14 protein-coding genes are annotated in these 19,126 nt (G+C 41.8%); 12 read left to right on the forward strand and 2 right to left on the reverse strand.

What is annotated here, in order from left to right; translation table 11 throughout:
* The 3 genes from menB to KTR07_RS01225 are packed head-to-tail and all read left to right on the forward strand — an operon-like array spanning position 1 to position 2,957.
* Positions 1-825, forward strand: a complete 825-nt coding sequence (gene menB / locus KTR07_RS01215; RefSeq protein WP_008760413.1) for a 1,4-dihydroxy-2-naphthoyl-CoA synthase — start codon at positions 1-3, stop codon at positions 823-825.
* 3 nt (positions 826-828) lie between these two features.
* The gene (locus KTR07_RS01220) at positions 829-1,854 is read left to right on the forward strand and encodes an o-succinylbenzoate synthase (RefSeq protein ID WP_008766782.1); all 1,026 of its coding nucleotides are present in this window, start codon (positions 829-831) and stop codon (positions 1,852-1,854) included.
* The gene (locus tag KTR07_RS01225) at positions 1,854-2,957 is read left to right on the forward strand and encodes an AMP-binding protein (RefSeq protein WP_008766781.1); all 1,104 of its coding nucleotides are present in this window, start codon (positions 1,854-1,856) and stop codon (positions 2,955-2,957) included. The genes KTR07_RS01220 and KTR07_RS01225 overlap by 1 nt, the downstream gene beginning before the upstream one ends.
* Here the strand turns inward: KTR07_RS01225 and KTR07_RS01230 are convergent.
* Positions 2,931-3,500 carry an RNA polymerase sigma-70 factor gene (locus tag KTR07_RS01230; protein ID WP_011109391.1) on the reverse strand — a complete coding sequence of 190 codons (570 nt, stop codon included), beginning with the start codon at positions 3,498-3,500 and terminating at the stop codon, positions 2,931-2,933. The two genes, KTR07_RS01225 and KTR07_RS01230, sit on opposite strands and share 27 nt — an antisense overlap.
* A 224-nt stretch (positions 3,501-3,724) precedes the next feature.
* On the opposite strand from KTR07_RS01230, the gene KTR07_RS01235 reads away from it, so the two are divergent.
* The 9 genes from KTR07_RS01235 to KTR07_RS01275 all read left to right on the forward strand — a co-directional run bounded on the left by KTR07_RS01235 (position 3,725) and on the right by KTR07_RS01275 (position 18,491).
* Positions 3,725-4,648 carry a FecR family protein gene (locus tag KTR07_RS01235; protein WP_008766780.1) on the forward strand — a complete coding sequence of 308 codons (924 nt, stop codon included), beginning with the start codon at positions 3,725-3,727 and terminating at the stop codon, positions 4,646-4,648.
* A gap of 249 nt (positions 4,649-4,897) precedes the next feature.
* Positions 4,898-8,197 (forward strand): TonB-dependent receptor, encoded by a 3,300-nt coding sequence (locus KTR07_RS01240; protein ID WP_048692445.1) that lies wholly within the window; start codon positions 4,898-4,900, stop codon positions 8,195-8,197.
* Positions 8,198-8,221: 24 nt separating this feature from the next.
* Entirely contained in the window at positions 8,222-9,817 is a 1,596-nt protein-coding gene (locus tag KTR07_RS01245; protein WP_008766778.1) for a RagB/SusD family nutrient uptake outer membrane protein, read from the forward strand.
* A gap of 42 nt (positions 9,818-9,859) precedes the next feature.
* The gene (locus tag KTR07_RS01250) at positions 9,860-10,801 is read left to right on the forward strand and encodes an endo-beta-N-acetylglucosaminidase family protein (protein WP_008766777.1); all 942 of its coding nucleotides are present in this window, start codon (positions 9,860-9,862) and stop codon (positions 10,799-10,801) included.
* Between the two features lie 20 nt (positions 10,802-10,821).
* Positions 10,822-12,033, forward strand: coding sequence for a DUF1735 and LamG domain-containing protein (locus KTR07_RS01255; protein ID WP_224200291.1), 1,212 nt, complete (start codon positions 10,822-10,824; stop codon positions 12,031-12,033).
* A gap of 17 nt (positions 12,034-12,050) precedes the next feature.
* On the forward strand, positions 12,051-13,013 hold the full coding sequence (locus tag KTR07_RS01260; protein WP_008766775.1) for a BT_3987 domain-containing protein: 963 nt from the start codon (positions 12,051-12,053) through the stop codon (positions 13,011-13,013).
* Between the two features lie 74 nt (positions 13,014-13,087).
* Positions 13,088-13,822, forward strand: a complete 735-nt coding sequence (locus KTR07_RS01265; RefSeq protein ID WP_008766774.1) for a DUF1573 domain-containing protein — start codon at positions 13,088-13,090, stop codon at positions 13,820-13,822.
* Positions 13,823-13,898: 76 nt separating this feature from the next.
* Entirely contained in the window at positions 13,899-15,782 is a 1,884-nt protein-coding gene (locus KTR07_RS01270) for an alpha-L-fucosidase (protein WP_117981233.1), read from the forward strand.
* Positions 15,783-16,142: 360 nt separating this feature from the next.
* Positions 16,143-18,491, forward strand: coding sequence for a glycoside hydrolase family 3 N-terminal domain-containing protein (locus tag KTR07_RS01275; RefSeq protein ID WP_165938011.1), 2,349 nt, complete (start codon positions 16,143-16,145; stop codon positions 18,489-18,491).
* A gap of 105 nt (positions 18,492-18,596) precedes the next feature.
* Here KTR07_RS01275 and KTR07_RS01280 read toward each other — a convergent pair whose 3' ends face one another.
* Positions 18,597-19,073, reverse strand: a complete 477-nt coding sequence (locus tag KTR07_RS01280) for a Dps family protein (RefSeq protein ID WP_008766771.1) — start codon at positions 19,071-19,073, stop codon at positions 18,597-18,599.
* Between the last annotated feature and the right edge of the window lie 53 nt (positions 19,074-19,126).

A 19,126-nucleotide genomic window follows, 5' to 3' on the forward strand; every position in this document is an offset into this window, starting at 1 on the left:
ATGTCAACACAAAGAGAATGGACAACCATCAGAGAATACGAAGATATCCTCTTTGATTACTATAATGGGATTGCCCGCATCACCATTAACCGTGAACGCTATCGAAATGCATTTACTCCGACTACAACGGCTGAAATGAGTGACGCATTGCGCATTTGCCGGGAAGAAGCGGATATTGATGTGATCGTGATTACGGGAGCTGGTGACAAGGCTTTCTGTTCGGGCGGTGACCAGAATGTGAAAGGGCGTGGCGGCTATATCGGCAAGGACGGTGTTCCCCGTCTGAGTGTTCTGGATGTACAGAAACAAATCCGCAGCATTCCGAAACCGGTAATTGCTGCCGTAAATGGATTTGCCATTGGTGGCGGACACGTGCTTCATGTAGTTTGCGATTTATCGATTGCTTCGGAGAATGCGATCTTCGGACAGACCGGTCCTCGCGTAGGTAGCTTTGATGCAGGTTTCGGAGCCTCTTATCTGGCTCGTGTCGTCGGTCAGAAGAAGGCACGTGAGATATGGTTCCTTTGCCGGAAATACAATGCGCAGGAAGCGTTGGATATGGGATTGGTGAATAAAGTAGTTCCATTGGAGCAACTGGAGGATGAGTATGTGCAATGGGCGGAAGAAATGATGCTGCTCAGTCCGTTGGCCTTGCGGATGATTAAAGCCGGATTGAATGCCGAACTGGACGGCCAGGCAGGTATTCAGGAGCTGGCAGGGGATGCGACCTTGCTTTACTATCTGACGGATGAGGCTCAGGAAGGAAAGAATGCATTTCTGGAGAAACGTAAACCTAACTTTAAGAAATATCCGAAGTTCCCTTAAACAATGGATTGCAAAATAGACATTATTCCGCGGGTGCTTCATTTCAAGCAGCCGGCCGGAACTTCACGAGGCACATACACAACGCGAAAAGTCTGGTATCTTCATTTTACTGCTCCCGAATTTCCCAATTGGGTAGGGATCGGGGAGTGCGCTCCTCTGCCAAATCTTAGCTGTGATGATCTTCCCGATTACGAGGAAGTGCTGGCTAAAATCTGCCGGCAGGTAGAGAATCAGGGAGGTAAGCTGGACATGGAAGCTCTATGCAAGTACCCTTCCATCCTTTTTGGCTTGGAGACAGCCATTCGTCACTTTTTTGAAGGAAGCTGGGCTTTGTGGGATACACCCTTCTCACGTGGGGAAGCAGGTATTCCGATAAACGGGCTTATCTGGATGGGTGACTTCAATAGAATGCTTGCTCAGATAGAGAAGAAGATGGAGGCGGGATTCCGCTGTATAAAGTTGAAGATCGGTGCCATCAACTTTGAAGAAGAACTGGCTTTACTCCAACATATCCGCTCTCACTATTCTTCTAAAGAAATAGAATTGCGTGTAGATGCCAACGGAGCATTCTCACCAACAGATGCGATGGAGAAATTGAAACGCTTGTCCGAACTGGACTTACATTCGATAGAACAGCCCATTCGTGCCGGACAATGGGAAGAAATGGCACGTCTTACTTCCGAATCTCCTTTGCCGATAGCTTTGGATGAGGAACTGATAGGCTATAATACCTGGGAAGAAAAGCAAAGATTACTTTCGGCTATCCGTCCGCAATATATTATTATCAAACCTTCTCTTCATGGCGGATTAGCCGGTGGCGAGGAGTGGATTGCAGAAGCGGAGAAACTGAATATCGGTTGGTGGATAACTTCTGCTCTGGAGTCTAATATCGGTCTGAATGCTATCGCTCAATGGTGTGCTACTTTTCAGAATCCATTGCCGCAAGGGTTAGGCACCGGGTTACTCTTTACAGATAATGTAGAGATGCCTCTTGAAATCAGAAAAGATTGTTTGTGGTTTTGTAAATGATGATATTCGACCGACAAAAACAGCGTTTGTTGCTGGAGGGAAAGGAATATACTCCGGGCGATATACATAGCCTTGTAGCAGAAGGTGAGGGAAACCACCCTTCTGCTATATGGGACTTGTATCTTTTTCTAAACGAATGGTTTAATGATGATCCTGTGATCACTGTACATACTTCCGGTTCTACGGGGGCACCTAAAGAATTGCTTGTTCGCAAAGATCAGATGATACAGAGTGCACGCCTGACTTGTGAGTTTCTGGATTTAAAGCAGGGTGAAACGGCATTATTGTGTATGAACCTTCGCTATATCGGGGCGATGATGGTAGTCGTCCGTTCTTTGATTGCCGGGTTGAATCTTATAGTACGTCGGGCTTCCGGTCATCCATTGGCAGATGTGGACACTCCTTTAAGGTTTGCGGCTATGGTGCCTTTGCAGGTGTATAATACATTTCAGATACCCGAAGAGAAAGAGAAATTAAAGCAAACGGAGATTTTAATTATAGGAGGCGGAGCAGTTGACAAGGCTTTAGAGGAAAAAATCAGAAATCTGTCCAATGCTGTTTATTCAACTTACGGGATGACGGAAACCCTTTCTCACATCGCTCTTCGCCGTCTGAATGGCGCAGCAGCATCCGATCGTTATTATCCTTTTTCATCCGTAGAGTTGTTTTTGTCTTCAGAAAATACTTTGATGATTAATGCTCCGCTTGTTTGCGATGATACTCTGCAGACAAATGATATTGCCCGCATTTATCCGGACGGTAGTTTTACGATTCTGGGAAGAAAGGATAATGTAATCAATAGCGGAGGAATTAAAGTGCAGGCAGAAGAGATCGAAAGGTTACTTCAGTCGTCTATCCCTGTACCGTTTGTGATCACTTCCGTTCCGGATCGGCGTTTGGGGCAGGCTGTTACTTTATTGATAGAAGGGCAGATGGAGATAAGTGCGCTAGGGACTAAATTGGAATCAGTCTTAGCATCTTATTATCGTCCTAAATATATTTATACGGTAAATCATATTCCTCAAACGGGAAATGGGAAGATTAATCGTAAAGAGTGCCGTGTTTTAGCAGAGAGCTTACAGTTGCTCGGGAGACAGGAATAATAAAAACAGCGGGAGGTAATCTTTCAACTCGTTCCGCAGGAGTTCCATTGTTTTTTGTTTATACCGATTAATGGATTTTACGCTGAGATTCATTTCTTCGGCAATTTCCGCATGTGTTTTGCCTTCAAAGAAACTTTTCATAAATACGGTGCGATAGTTTTCCGGAAGCTTATTTAATGTTTCGTATAGCATTCGGTATAACTCATCAAGTGTATATACACTATCTGTTTCTGTTTCATATAGAGGAGCTTTCTTTTGGATATTTTCGGCATAACTCCATTCATACTCCTGATGTTTCAGAAAGTTCAAACAGCTGTTTTTTACACACATTTTTATATATCCCAATGCTGTCTCTGATTGCAAATCGAAAGAGTCGGTATCCAACTTGTCCCATAGGGAGGTGAATACATCCGAAACAATGTCCTCGCGGACTTCTTTATCATCTACAAATCTTTTTGCATACAGGCAGAAAGGGGCATAATAATCCTCGTAAAGTTGTTTGAAAGCTCTTTCTTTAGTCTGTCTGGAAAAAGATATTTTCATTATTTTGAGATTCTGTAGTTTTTCATTTTACTGCAAATATATAATAAGAAAATCAGCATTTCCTAAAATTTTCTTTCTTTTTTTGTTTTTGGTATGAAGCTGTGGAAAATAAGATAGCTTAAAAAATAAAATAAAAAAAAGTATGTTATACCTGTCCCTTTTCGATTACCTCAGTTGTACTATTAGTGTAATTGCAATTAAAAGATAAGATTTTGAAAGAGAATATGGAAAATATGAATCCGGAATCATTGCTCCGAAAAGCGCAGGCATTAGGAGAGGATATTAAGGAAATGGAGTCTATTGATGTAATGGGTGCCTATCAACAAGCACAGACCCAAATAAAGACAAACAGAAGAAGGAGTATGTATAATCAGTTGATGCGTTATGCTGCATTCTTGACTATACCTTTATTACTTTCTTCTTTGATTTTGGGATATTTATATTGGGGAGCAACGGATACTGAAGAGAAGTATGCAGAAGTCATGGCGGCTACAGGTTCAGTCATTCGTTACGAACTTCCTGACCATTCGGTTGTCTGGTTAAACTCCGGTAGTACTTTACGTTATCCTACCGTTTTTAAGAAAGATAATCGTAATGTTGAATTAAAAGGTGAAGCCTATTTTGAAGTAGAAGCGGACAGGAAACGGCCTTTTTACGTCAATACTCCTGCCGGGTTAAGTGTCTATGTGTACGGAACCAAATTTAATGTGAATGCTTACGAAGATGATAATAGTATAGAAACGGTATTAGAAAAGGGTAAAGTAAACGTTATTTCACCGGACGGAAAAACAACAGTTCAGTTAGCTCCAGGAGAACGATTGCTTTATAATAAGGTAGATCAGAAATTGTTGAAGGGAAAAGTGGATGTTTATGAAAAGGTGGCATGGAAAGACGGTAAGTTGATATTCCGCAATGCCGAGTTGGGTGAAATATTCAAACGGCTGGCACGGCATTTTAATGTAGATATTCAGTTTAATAATATATCGGGAAAAGAATATAAATATCGTGCGACCTTCCGTAATGAAACACTGCCACAGATATTGGATTATCTGGCTAAGTCTGCTGCCTTGAAGTGGAGAACTGAGGAGGCGGTACAACAGGCAGATGATACATTCACAAAGAAAAAGATAATAGTAGATTTATATTAGTAACCATAAAAATGAGAATAGCCTATGAGATAACACAAAGATCGTAAAAAAAGGAAGAAAGCTGCTACCAACAGCTGTCTTCCCCCAATTTTTCAGATTCGCGGTAAGGAGTCTTGCAAACGCTAACCGGAATCAAACCACAGTTCATTATAGTAATAAACTTTAGTTAACCGCAAATGTATGAAAAAAAATCATTCATTTATTGCATTATATCCTAAATATGCTTTAAATCTAAAACTACCTTTAGTTATGAGGATTAGTCTGGCACTACTTTTTGCAGTCGTTTTACAACTATCTGCAGAGAATGGCTATGCTCAACGGACGCATGTTGCCATTTCTATGAACAATGTATCTGTAGAACAGGTACTGAATAAAATAGAAGAAGCTTCCGATTATGTTTTCCTTTACAATGACAAAACGATTCAGAAGAATCGTATTGTTTCTGTGAGAAATAAATCAGGTAAGATTCTGGATATTCTAGATGATATTTTTAAGGGGACCGATATTACGTATACCGTAGTTGACAAGCAGATTATTTTATCGACTAATAAAATGCAACTTGTTCAGCAGGAAGGACAAATCCAAATAAAAGGAGTTGTGAAAGATGCTGGCGGAGATCCCTTGATCGGTGTGAATGTGAAAGTGAAAGATTCTACGGTCGGTACTATCACCGATATAAACGGAAACTTTACGCTACAGACCAGGAAAGGAGATATTCTGGAAATTTCTTATGTGGGATATGCCACGAAAACAGTAAAGGTACAGAATGCCCAAGTTCTGAATATTGTGCTGACAGAAGATACAGAAGTACTGAATGAAGTCGTTGTTACTGCATTGGGTATCAAGAAGGAAGCTAAATCTTTGTCATACAATGTACAGCAAGTAAGCAATGCCGAGATTACACGCATTGCAGATGCCAACTTCGTCAATAATCTGAACGGTAAAGTTGCGGGTGTTACAATTAACTCATCTTCAGCTGGTGTCGGTGGCTCTTCACGTGTAGTGATGCGTGGAACCAAATCATTGAATGGTAATAACAATGCTCTTTATGTGGTTGATGGTATCCCGATGAGTGATATGAGTGCCGCTTCTACACAGCCTACGGACTCATACGAAGGTGCCGGTCAGTCCGGTGATCCTATTTCCGGTCTGAATCCCGAGGATATAGAGAGTATCTCTGTTTTGAGTGGACCGTCAGCTGCAGCTCTTTACGGTAGTGCCGCTGCCAATGGTGTTGTGATGATTACTACTAAAAAAGGTAGGGAAGGACGTACTTCAGTCAGCATATCCAATAATACGACTTTCTCCGCTCCTCTTGTCTTGCCCGAATTTCAAAATACTTATGGGCAGACAGAAGTGGGTAGTTACTACAGCTGGGGCAGTAAATTGAATACGCCGAGCAGCTATGATCCTAAAGACTTCTTTCAGACAGGTGTGAATGTAACAAATGCTGCCAGTCTTTCTACAGGTACTGACAAGAATCAGACTTACTTATCTTTAGGTACTACCAATGCCAAAGGTATTATCCATAATAATGACTACGAACGTTACAATGTCACTGTCCGTAATGTTGCCAAGATGCTGAAAGATAAGCTGACTCTTGACCTGAGTTTTATGCTTAGCTCTGTAAAAGAACAAAATATGACCTCTCAGGGACTTTATTATAACCCGTTAGTACCTCTTTATCTATTTCCTGCGGGAGATGATTTCTCCAAAGTACAGGCATATCAGCGGTATGATTCGGAACGAAATTTACTGACTCAGTACTGGCCTTACAGCACAAGTCTGGCTTTACAGAATCCATACTGGATTACCGAGCATATTAAAATACCTAATCATAAGAACCGTTATATGGCAACTGCATCGGCAAAATATGAATTTGCTGACTGGATTAATGTAACAGCCCGTGCCAAAATGGACCGCAACAACGAACGCCGTGAGCGCATGTATGATGCCGGAACAAATACTTTGTTTGCTTCTAAATACGGTTATTACTCCAAGAGTAATATCGAGAATCAACAGATATACGGTGAATTATTGCTGAATATTAATAAGTACTTTGTCGATAATACCCTAAATGTAACAGCTAATGTGGGTGGGAACTTTGAAAACAATGATTATCAGTCTGATTATTTCGGAGGCAAACTGAAGTCGGTAGCCAACCTCTTTACTTTTGGCAACGTGGATACTTCAGAGAAGAATCTGGCCAACCAATATGGCTATCATTTGAAAAAACGCGCCATATTCGGTAGTGCTCAGATCGGTTACAAGTCTATGGCTTATCTGGATGTGACGGCTCGTAACGACTGGTCATCTACCTTCAAAGGGACGAATACCGGTTCTTTCTTCTATCCGTCTATCGGTCTTTCGGGGATTATCACAGATATATTCCGTTGCAGTACGGATATTATGCCATACATGAAAGTACGTATTTCTTATTCGGAAGTAGGTAATTCACCGGATGTATTTCTGGCTATTCCGACTTATGCGTTGGTTGATGGCGTTCCTGTTACTCAGTCCCGACGTCCTAACCCCAATCTGAAGCCGGAACGTACCAAATCATGGGAAGCCGGATTTAACTTTGTCTTCTTCAAGAACCGTTTGAGATTGGATGGATCTATCTATCAGTCACGTACCTACAATCAGTTCTTTGAACGTACCCTTTCTTCTACTACCGGCTATAAATCGGAAGTAGTCAATGGCGGTCGTGTAGATAATAAAGGTATCGAATTGTCTTTGCGTTTTGAGGACAAATGGGGAAATTTTGGCTGGAGTTCGTATCTGACCTATTCATTGAACCGAAATAAAGTGGTGGAATTGCTGCGCAACTATGAAGATCCTTATACGCACGAACTTACTTCTTTGGATAGAATTGATATGGGCGGGACAAGTATGTATAAAATGATACTGACAGAAGGCGGATCTATCGGCGATATTTATGTGAATACGCTTCGCACGGACGAACATGGAGCTATCTATGTCCATCCTTCGGACCAGGTTGTAGTTACTCAGCCTGATGAATTTGTAAAGGCTGGTAATAGTGCTCCTAAGTATAACCTCGGTTGGGGAAACACATTCAGTTACAAAGGGCTTTCATTGGGATTCCTGTTCACGGCACGTGTCGGTGGTGTAGTTGTATCACAGACACAGGCGACGATGGACGCATACGGCTCTTCAAAGGCTACAGCTATTGCCCGTGATAATGGCGGAGCCATTGTTAACGGTCGTCCAATCGGTGCGGAAGATTACTATACGAAAATTGGAGGTGCAGGTGCTCAGGGTGGTATTGGTTCTATGTACACCTACAGTGCGACTAATGTCCGTTTGGCTGAGTTATCGTTAGGCTATGATATTCCTATCAACAAGTATGTGGACTGGATTAAGGGGTTGAACGTATCTTTCATCGGTAAGAATCTCTTTTTCCTTTATAGAAAAGCTCCGTTCGATCCGGAACTGACAGCAAGTACAGGCACTTACTTTCAAGGTATCGACATGTTTATGTCGCCAAGTCTGCGTAATTTGGGATTCTCTGTGAAAGTTAATTTCTAATCAAACTTATAAATTGTAGAAGATATGATATTAAATAAAATACTATCATGGAACAAACTTTCCATTCTCGGGATATCTTTGATGCTATTAAATAACATTTCGTGTATCGACTATGAGGATAACGTAAATCCGAATGAAGTCACCGAGGAAATGATGGAAGTAGACAACTTGAAGACGGGTGCTTTCTTTTCGCAAATGCTGCGTCGGGTTGTAATCATAAATGATGGCGACAAGCTCGACTCTGACTATCAGATTGCTCAGAACTTATCGCATGACCTTTATTCGGGCTATATTGCCGCTACCTTAGGATCTACCAATCATAACGGGCAGTATAACTTTCAGGAACAATGGGTGAATGCCACTTTTGATTATGCCTATACCGGAATTATGGCACCATGGCAAAGTATTCACAAAATAGCCACTGAACAGGAACTGCCGGAAGTTGACGCATTGGCTACCATCGTAAAGGTAGAAGGCATGCACCGTATTGCTGATACATTTGGTCCTATTCCATATGTAAACTATGGCTCTTCCAGCTTATATGACGCATTGGATTTGGTTTATAATAAGTTTTTTGAAGAACTGGATAATGCTATCGAAGTATTGAGCAATTATGTGAACGGAAATGTGGATGCTAAGCTGATGAGTGACTATGACTGTGTATATGGGGGGGACGTAGAGAAGTGGGTGAAGTTCGCCAACACACTGCGTTTGCGTCTTGCTATACGTGTTTCATATGCGAATCCCACACTGGCAGAAGCACAGGCAAAGAAGTCGATGGAAAACATGTTCGGCTTTATCGAAAGTAAAGCGGAACGTGCCGAACTTTCGCATAATTCATTGGAATATCATCATCCGTTGCACGAGATTGCCTATAACTTCAATTCGGGTGACTGTCGTCCGGGTGCTACCATCGTAGCCTATTTGAACGGACTGAATGATTCGCGAATCAGCTCTTATTTTACAGCAGCCGATGACGGTGAATATCATGGCGTACGTATTGGTATCACAACAAGCAATATGAGCAATTATCAAGGCAATAAAATCTCTAATCTGAATATTAACCGTGCTTCTACTCCGGTAGTATGGATGACGGCTGCCGAATCGTTCTTCCTGCGTGCCGAAGGTGCATTACGTGGCTGGGATATGGGTGGAACGGCCAAATCATTCTATGAGCAAGGTGTACGCATGTCGTTTGAGGAGAATAATGCCGCCGGTGTAGACGATTATTTGGCTGATCATACTTCGACTCCGGGTGCTTTTGCAGACAATGTGGGTAGTGATAATTATACTTTCAGCAGCAGGGTTACTCCTGCATGGGATGATAATGCCGGATTTGAAGCTCAGTTGGAACGCATCATTACACAGAAGTGGATTGCCAATTATCCCGACGGTCCCGAAGGCTGGAGTGAATATCGTCGTACAGGCTATCCGGAAGTTATTCCTGTAGTAAGAAACAGTAGTAATGGTACGATTGATACCCAGTTACAAGTCCGCCGTCTGCCTTATACACGCGACGAGAAGATCAACAATGCTAGCGGCGTTGCCAGTGGTATATCGGCTTTGGGTGGTCAGGATACGGGTGGAACTAAACTCTGGTGGGACAAAAAATCCCGATAACAGGAGAATGGACATTGTTTAATTCTAAAAACACTAATTACGATGAAAACAAAAATAACAGGTTTACTGACTTTCCTTATCGGAACATTCTTTTTCTATAGTTGTGATACCGATGTGGAAGCGTTAGAAATTCAGAAACTGAAAACATATGACGAGCAGTATTTTGAGAATCTGCGTGCTTTCAAGAAAAGCGATCATGAGATAAGTTATGCTTATTACGAAGCGTGGTCACCGATTGAAGGTGTGACCGGCTATAAAGATCCCGCGTCGTGGGGTGAACGTATGGTAGGACTGCCTGACAGTATAGATATTGTAAATCTTTGGATGGGAATACCGACAGCAGAGACACATCCGATAGCATATGCGGATATGCAATACTGCCAGCGGAAATTGGGTACACGTTTTGTCATGCATGCCGATGCTTCTCATTACAGACACCAGTTTACCGTTGATGGGGTTGATTATGATCTTAGCCAGAATAAGGACGATGAAGCGATGGCTGCATATGCAAAATGGATTGTGAATCAAGTGTTGGAACCGGGACTTGATGGAGTAGACGTTGACTGGGAAGGTTGGAGTGGTTCCGATTTGGTCAGATTGATAAAGGAACTTGGCAAGTATTTTGGTCCTGAAGGCGAACAGCCGGATAAGTTGCTTATCGTTGACTACTTTAGTGGAACACCACCGACAGACATCATACCTTATTGTGATTATATCGTTCAACAGGCTTATAGTGATCAAGTGGGGTTCTTGACTCAACCCAGTAACTTTCCACCCGAGAAGATGATTTACTGCGAATCGTTCGGAGTATTCTATGCCGATGGGGGACAACTTATGAACTATGCACGTTGGGAACCGTCGAAAGGCCGTAAAGGCGGTTGTGGAGTATTCTACTTAGGAAGAAATTATTATTCTTCATCGGGTATACCTTATAATGAATTCCGGGAGGCTATTCAGATAATGAATCCTGCTGTAAATGAGTAAACAATGAATAAATAAGAATCATGATGAAAACATATATATTTAAACATTCTTTGTTGGGAGTTATATTAGGTTTATCCATTCTGGGTTGTACAGAAGGTGATAAGTTTGATTATAACAAGAATATGGCTTTTATTACAGGGACAGAGACTACTCCTGTAACCAAGTTTGTGGTAGAAGATACCCCTTCTTCGTATGCCGTCACTGCTTCTACTACTGATAAAGTAGATAAAGACGTAAATGTGAAGTTTGCCATTGACAGGTCACTGGTAGAGACATATAATAATGAGCATAATACTAAATATTATGCGATTCCGGAGGGCGCTGTGACTCTTGAAGATGCTGATGCTGTAATTCAGACAGGTAAAGCGTTTTCTACTCCTGCTACAGTTAAAGTTATTTCTACCGAAGACTTTGCAGAAGGGCGAGTATATGTAGTTCCAGTTACTATGGTAGAAGTGGATGGACTTGAAATATTAAAACCTTCGAAAACTATTTTCTTGCAGATATCTCGTGTTATTCATTTCACCTCATTGAATATCAGCAATACGAATCTTTATAGTAACTTTATTTTCTCAGATGATAAGAAACAGGAATTGTCTAACTTCACCTATGAGATCAAATGCTATTCTCAAGAGTGGCATCGTATAGCTCGTCTGTGTAGTTTCACTTCTGCTGACGAACAGCGCTCAAGTATGCTGCGATTTGGAGAAAATGGATTAGATATCAATGCCTTGCAGTGGGTAAGTCCAAGTGGAAGTATTGTATCGAGTACACGTTTTAGCACTGATCGTTGGTATATGATCTCGTTGACATATGATGGCAGTAAACTGACTATGTATGTAGACGGAGTGAAAGATGCACAAGGCGATGGTGATGGTAAACCGGTCGATTTCCAGCGTTTTGAACTAGGAATGTCTTGGACGGGATATCGCGGATCTCAGTATTTTCGTGGCCGTATTGCTGAAGTTCGTGTCTGGAACCGTGCTTTGAGTACAGGCGAACTACAGATGAATCTTTGTGGCGTTGATTCACAATCAGAAGGTTTGGTTGCATACTGGAAAATGAATGAAGGCGAAGGACACATCTTTAAAGATGCAACAGGACATGGCTATGATATGGATTGGACGAACACTGCCCGTGAAATAAATGAAGGAGCTGGATTAACATATAATCTGAATTATAGCAGTGCTATTGCATGGGACAGTGATGATAATAACAGATGTAACGAGTAACGAAATAAATGATTGCTATGAAAATAAATACGCATATCTTAGGATTGTTGGTTGTAGTCGGATTATTTAGTCTTCAGTCTTGTGATGACGAAAGTTACGATATCGAAGGAAGCAACCAAAATTATGTATATATTAATGTGAACCGTTGGACTTCAACAGAATATCCTCAAAATACATTTGTCTATGAAGTGTTGAGAACACCGATTGGCTCTAGTTTAGAGAGTGGACCGGAAATAGTTAAGGTAGGGGTACGCTCTACTAAAGTTGCCTCTAAAGATATAACGGTTACTTTGGATATTGATAATAGTGCATCCATAGGTGAATTTTCTTCTTTCCCTGACGGGGTAAAAGTAACCTTGGATAAAAAAGAACTCGTGATTCCTGCGGGAAGTATGCTTTCTTCTGATTCAGTTACTATTGAAATAGAGGATGGAAAGTGGAGCGAGTTTGTCAATACAAGTTATCTTTTACCGCTAAAAGTAACATCGGTATCGAATGCGGCATTGAGTGAAACTCATTCCTCTGCTTATCTCGCTGTTAGCACCTCTTTTACGAATTGTGTTCCGGGAGCAACGAGTGTGGAAGGCACATTAATTAGTGATAGAAGCGCGTGGACTGCCACTAACAATGGTGTAGATGTTGGAACAACTCTGTTCGACGGAAATACAAGGACTTATCCGTCTCAGGATGCCAGTTCTACCGTTATTGTTAATTTGAATAGCGTATACCAAAACATAACAGGAATTCGATTACAGTATTATTCCCGTAATTATAGTTTGTCCAGTGCCGCTGTCTATACAAGTGAAATAGGAGGTGAAGATTATGAGTATCAGGGAAACGTTACTTTCTCTCGTGCAACGCCGCAATATATTCGTTTCTATGGAGCTGTGAGTGCTCAATATGTCAAACTTGAATTATTGCCGTATAGTAGTGGATATGGGATTGTTTTGTCTGAGTTTGATATGTATCAGAATGAATAAACGGGATTGATGAAAGTCTCTTATAATAGCTAATGAGTTATTATGAGAGGCTTTTGTTTTAAATGAAAAAAAGTATGGTGCTGCGCTTTATTATATTGATTTGTTGCATTAATTTGTATTTGGTTGCCTCGTACGCACAGACTCTTTCTGACGAACTGGTGTTCGAAGAACGTGTCTTTGATTTTGGAGAAATAAAGGAAGAAAATGGACTGGTTTCACATGAATTTGAGTTTAAGAATGTCAGTCAAAAAGTTATTTCTATCAATGGAGTAACAAGTGGCTGTGGTTGTGTACAGTTTGAATTTCCTAAAGAACCGCTCCGGCCGAATGCTACAGGTAAAGTGAAAGTGACTTACAACCCGGCCTACCGACCGGGCTTCTTTAGTAAAGAAGTAGTTGTTTTGAGCAATAACAATGCTAATTACAACCGCATTTGGGTAAAAGGCACCGTCATTCCCTGCAAACATCCGGTATCAGAGAATTATCCGTATGAGTACGGTAGCGGACTTTGGATGAATTTCGAAGTAATGGCATTCGGTACCATAGGCAAAGGCGGTACGAAAACAATGAAACTGAAATACGTAAACGATACCGATAATGATATACAGCTTATGTTTGTCGTTATAGGTGGTAATACAGATCTTAAGTTTACCAGTCCCCGTCAGGTGAAAGCCCGTGAAGAAGGTGTGATGCCCGTTGAATATCAATATTCCGGCAGCTTTCCGACCGAAACACGTGTCTATCCTGTGATCAACGGGCGGGCATTAATGAAACCGCTGAAGATAACATGTACCAATCCGGTTGATTAGTAATATAATATTTCCTATCTTAGCACCGGCAAATAAAATAACCTGAAAAGATAAAACTATAAATGAATCGAACACCATGAAGAGAAAACCAATCGCAACCAGTATTTCTACAGTAGTATTCAGTCTACTTTTAACAGGATGTCAGAGTGTTTCGGCACCGGAAGCTATTTTACCCGTTCCTCAGGAAAAGCAAGTAAATTGGCAGAAGATGGAAACATATGCCTTTGTACACTTCGGTCTCAATACCTTCAATGACCGTGAATGGGGTTATGGCGACTCTGATCCGAAAACGTTCAATCCTGCTCGTCTGGACTGCGAACAATGGGTGCAGACATTTGTCAATTCCGGTATGAAAGGAGTAATCCTGACTGCCAAACATCATGACGGCTTTTGTCTGTGGCCTACACAGCTTACCGAATACTGTATTAGAAATACCCCTTACAAAGACGGTAAAGGTGATATTGTACGCGAACTTTCCGATGCCTGTAAGAAGTATGGAATCAAATTTGCCGTTTATCTCTCTCCGTGGGACAGGCATCAAGCCAATTATGGAACGCCGGAGTATGTAGATTATTTCTATAAGCAGTTGCATGAATTGCTCACTAATTATGGTGATGTTTTTGAAATCTGGTTTGACGGAGCCAACGGAGGAGACGGTTGGTACGGAGGAGCGAAAGACGCACGTACGATCGACCGCAAAACATACTATGATTACCCGCGAGCTTATAAGATGATCGATGAACTGCAACCGCAGGCTGTGATTTTCTCAGACGGAGGGCCGGGCTGCCGTTGGGTAGGAAATGAGAATGGATTTGCCGGAGCTACTAACTGGTCTTTCCTTCGGGCAGGCGAGGTATATCCGGGATATCCCAAGTATCGGGAATTACAGTACGGGCATGCCGATGGAAATCAATGGGTCGCTGCCGAGTGTGACGTTTCTATCCGTCCGGGATGGTTCTATCACCCAGAGGAAGACGACAAGGTAAAAACAGTCGATCAACTGACGGACTTGTATTATCGTAGTGTAGGTCATAATGCGACTTTATTATTAAACTTTCCTGTAGACCGCAACGGTTTGATTCATCCGACCGATTCATTGAATGCTGTTTCATTTCATCTGAGAGTTCAGAAAGAATTGGCAGATAATTTATTGAGCAGTGCAAAAGTATCAGCTTCCGACGAGCGTGGAGGACAATTCAAGGTTCGTGCCGTAACGGACGGAAAGTACGATACTTATTGGGCAACCAATGACGGAGTGACTACCGCCGATCTGACTTTCACTTTTAGTCAGCCGACGAAGATGAATCGGGTAATGATTCAGGAGTATATACCTTTGGGACAAAGGGTTAAATCCTTTGTTGTAGAATATAAGAAGGGCGATCAATGGCTGTCGGTTAAATGCAACGAAGAAACCACAACCGTAGGATACAAACGTTTGTTACGCTTTGAAATGATCGAAACAGAAGAATTGCGTATACGGTTTACGGATGCTCGTGCATGTTTGTGTATCAATGAGGTCGGGGCTTATTACGCTCCCGATGCAACGGAAAATTATACACCGGCAACCTCAGAACTGAAAAGTTTCCCCTTTACAATTTTGGGAGTGGATATGGAAGAAGCAAAGAAATGTAGTGACAAGGACGATCAGACTACCGCTCTAATCTCAGGCAAGGAAATCATGATTGATCTTGGCGAAAATCGTACAATCCATTCATTCTACTATTTACCTGATCAAAGTGAATATAGTAAAGGGTTGATCTCATCATACGAATTGTCTGCCGGTATTACCGAAGAGGCGATGCAAGTCGTAGCACAGGGAGAATTCTCGAACATCCGTAATAATCCGATTCTTCAGAATATGTACTTTAGTCCGGTTGAGGCTCGCTATTTTAAGTTAAAAGCGACTCGTATGGTAGACGAAAGTGATTCTTTGGGAATAGCGGAAATTGGGTGTCGATAGCCTCTCTCTAGAATATTTTTTGATTTTATCTGCAATATCTGCCACCTGCTTGTTTATTAGGTGATTTATAGTGGCTTATAGTGTTGCAGATACCTGTTGCAGATAATTTATCTGCAACATAGGGATTATTATATCTTTGTGTGATCTCTTGATGGATTCTTTGAATTGATAGTATCTTTGGTTTGTCTCAATTGGCAGAACATTTAGTTTCTGAGGCTTGAAACTAAAGTTTCTCCTGTTTGAAACTAAAGTTTCATCAGCTTGAAACAAAAGTTTCGTCAGCTTGGAACTAAAGTTTCACCGCATGAAACTTCTGCGAAACCAACGGAAAGTAATTTTTATATTATATCATATTGTATGATGACAAAGCGATTATATATTTTGATTGTAGGGTTGGCGATGAATGTCGTGGCTTTTGCCCAATCTTCTCTGTTACCTTATAAAAATCCGGTCTTGTCTGTTGACGAACGGGTGAAAGACTTGCTTTCACGTATGACGTTGGAAGAAAAGGTCGGGCAACTATTATGTCCTCTTGGTTGGGAAATGTACGAAATAAAGGACGATGAAGTACATCCTTCTGAAAAGTTTAAAAGACTAATGAAAGAAAAGAACGCAGGTATGCTGTGGGCAACTTATCGTGCGGACCCTTGGACTAAGAAGACATTGGAAAATGGACTTAATCCCGAACTGGCTGCCAAAGCCGGCAACGCATTGCAGAAATATGTGATTGAAAATACCCGTTTGGGTATTCCCTTATTTTTGGCTGAAGAAGCGCCTCACGGACATATGGCGATTGGAACGACCGTTTTTCCAACCGGCATAGGGATGGCGGCAACTTGGTCACCGGTACTGATTGAAGAAGTAGGAAATGTGATTGCTAAAGAGATTCGTTCACAGGGTGCACATATCAGTTATGGTCCTGTACTGGATTTATCTCGTGATCCTCGCTGGTCACGTGTCGAAGAAACCTTTGGTGAAGATCCTGTATTGAGTGGACGACTGGGAGCGGCGATGGTCATAGGGCTAGGTAGCGGAGACCTATCCCGTGAATATGCTACTATCGCTACCCTGAAGCATTTTTTAGCTTATGCGGTACCGGAAGGTGGACAAAACGGTAATTATGCATCGGTAGGGACTAGAGATCTGCACGAAAACTTTCTTCCTCCTTTTCAGGAAGCGATTGATGCGGGAGCACTCTCTGTAATGACCTCCTACAATTCAATAGATGGTATCCCCTGTACGGCTAATTATTATCTGCTGACACAATTACTGCGTAACGAGTGGAGATTCCGTGGCTTTGTTGTTTCAGACTTATATAGTATTGAAGGAGTCCATGAAAGTCACTTTGTTGCTCCTACTATAGAAGAGGCAGCTATGCAGGTCGTTTCTGCCGGAGTGGATATTGATTTGGGGGGCAATGCATTTATGAATCTTACTCATGCCGTTCAATCCGGAAAAATCAGTGAAGCAGTGATTGATACTGCCGTATGCCGGGTATTACGGATGAAGTTTGAAATGGGTTTGTTTGAGCATCCTTATGTGAATCCGAAGTCTGCAACGAAGGTGGTACGTAGTGAGGAACATATCAGACTGGCACATAAAGTGGCGCAATCATCTATCGTATTGCTGAAGAACAAGAATTCGATTCTTCCTTTGAATAAAAAGATTAAAAAAGTGGCAGTTGTCGGACCTAATGCGGATAATCGTTATAATATGCTGGGGGACTATACAGCTCCGCAAGAAGATGAAAACATAAAAACCGTGTTAGACGGAGTGATCTCCAAACTGTCTCCTTCTAAGGTGGAGTACGTGCGTGGATGCGCTATTCGTGATACGACAGTGAACGAAATAGCGGAAGTGGTGGAGGCAGCTAGCCGTTCGGAAGTTATAATAGCGGTGGTAGGAGGTTCCAGCGCACGCGATTTCAAGACGAGCTATCAGGAGACGGGTGCAGCAATTGCTGACGAAAAGAGTATCAGCGACATGGAATGTGGCGAGGGGTTTGACAGGGCTACTTTGACTTTACTGGGAAAACAACAAGATTTATTGAATGCATTGAAGGCTACCGGGAAGCCACTGATCGTTGTCTATATTGAAGGTCGTCCGCTGGATAAAGTCTGGGCATCTGAGTATGCCGACGCATTGCTGATCGCTTCTTATCCGGGCCAGGAAGGAGGGTATGCAATAGCTGATGTTTTGTTTGGAGATTATAATCCTGCCGGACGATTGCCGGTTTCCGTCCCCCGTTCTGTTGGACAGATACCTGTCTATTATAATAAAAAGGCTCCCTGCAATCATGATTATGTCGAACAGGCTGCTTCTCCATTATACACTTTTGGCTATGGGTTGAGTTATACCACTTTCGAATATTCGGATTTACAGGTAATGCGTAAATCTCCCTGCTATTTTGAAGTTTCATTCAAAGTGAAAAATACAGGAAGCTATGACGGTGAAGAAGTGGCACAACTTTATCTGAGGGATGAATATGCTTCAGTAGTTCAGCCTCTCAGACAATTAAAGTGTTTTGAACGCTTCTTCCTGAAAAGAGGAGAGGAGAAGGAAATCTTTTTCACTTTGACCGAAAAAGATCTGTCCATTATCGACCGGAATATGAAACGTGTTGTGGAAACAGGAGATTTCCGGATAATGATTGGTGCCTCTTCGGATGACATAAGACTAACAAAAGATATTTCTGTAGAGAGTCTGTGAGTGACGAAGAGACTTATTTCTAATCTGAGTTTATAAACATGGAACAGGCTGATTCTGAATAATCACGAGTCAGCCTGTTTTTCACTTAAAACCTAAACCTTGTATTTACTTGCTGTTATAAGCCGTCAACATCCAAACCAGCTTTTCCTGTTCTTTCAGATAATCGCTCATCATCGAAACGGTTACTTCATCTCCGGCTTGTGAAGCGATAGACAGAATCTTGCGTTCTTCACCGATCAGATAACTGATAGACTGTAGTATGTTATCCAGTGCCTGTTCTCCGTTGCTTACCTTATCCACTTCGTTAATATTGGCTACTTTCAGATAATCACTGAATTTGTTGGCAGGAGTACCGCCCAGCATCAGGATACGTTCTGCGATTTCGTCCACTTTTTCGGCAGTGTCATCATACATCTTTTCGAATTGGCTGTGAAGTACGAAGAAGTCATGCCCTTTGATATTCCAGTGGAAACCGCGGAGGTTGGTGTAATATACTTGGAAGTCTGCCAGTAATTGTTGCAAAGATGCTACTACGTTGTTTGCTCCCGATTCGTTCAATTTGATAAATTCTAAAGTTTTCATATTCTATTTGTTTTTAATGATTTATATTCGTTTTCTTTTTTCTGTACTGCAAA

Origin of the sequence: Bacteroides sp. MSK.20.82 (assembly GCF_019052485.1) — a bacterium.
Lineage (GTDB): Bacteria > Bacteroidota > Bacteroidia > Bacteroidales > Bacteroidaceae > Bacteroides > Bacteroides thetaiotaomicron.

Excerpts from the sequence above, each read along its gene's own strand:
- menB (WP_008760413.1), top strand. The coding sequence starts at position 1 with ATGTCAACACAAAGAGAATGGACAACCATCAGAGAATACGAAGATATC.
- KTR07_RS01220 (WP_008766782.1), top strand. The coding sequence starts at position 829 with ATGGATTGCAAAATAGACATTATTCCGCGGGTGCTTCATTTCAAGCAG.
- KTR07_RS01225 (WP_008766781.1), top strand. The coding sequence starts at position 1,854 with ATGATATTCGACCGACAAAAACAGCGTTTGTTGCTGGAGGGAAAGGAA.
- KTR07_RS01230 (WP_011109391.1), bottom strand. The coding sequence starts at position 3,500 with ATGAAAATATCTTTTTCCAGACAGACTAAAGAAAGAGCTTTCAAACAA.
- KTR07_RS01235 (WP_008766780.1), top strand. The coding sequence starts at position 3,725 with ATGGAAAATATGAATCCGGAATCATTGCTCCGAAAAGCGCAGGCATTA.
- KTR07_RS01240 (WP_048692445.1), top strand. The coding sequence starts at position 4,898 with ATGAGGATTAGTCTGGCACTACTTTTTGCAGTCGTTTTACAACTATCT.
- KTR07_RS01245 (WP_008766778.1), top strand. The coding sequence starts at position 8,222 with ATGATATTAAATAAAATACTATCATGGAACAAACTTTCCATTCTCGGG.
- KTR07_RS01250 (WP_008766777.1), top strand. The coding sequence starts at position 9,860 with ATGAAAACAAAAATAACAGGTTTACTGACTTTCCTTATCGGAACATTC.
- KTR07_RS01255 (WP_224200291.1), top strand. The coding sequence starts at position 10,822 with ATGATGAAAACATATATATTTAAACATTCTTTGTTGGGAGTTATATTA.
- KTR07_RS01260 (WP_008766775.1), top strand. The coding sequence starts at position 12,051 with ATGAAAATAAATACGCATATCTTAGGATTGTTGGTTGTAGTCGGATTA.
- KTR07_RS01265 (WP_008766774.1), top strand. The coding sequence starts at position 13,088 with ATGGTGCTGCGCTTTATTATATTGATTTGTTGCATTAATTTGTATTTG.
- KTR07_RS01270 (WP_117981233.1), top strand. The coding sequence starts at position 13,899 with ATGAAGAGAAAACCAATCGCAACCAGTATTTCTACAGTAGTATTCAGT.
- KTR07_RS01275 (WP_165938011.1), top strand. The coding sequence starts at position 16,143 with ATGACAAAGCGATTATATATTTTGATTGTAGGGTTGGCGATGAATGTC.
- KTR07_RS01280 (WP_008766771.1), bottom strand. The coding sequence starts at position 19,073 with ATGAAAACTTTAGAATTTATCAAATTGAACGAATCGGGAGCAAACAAC.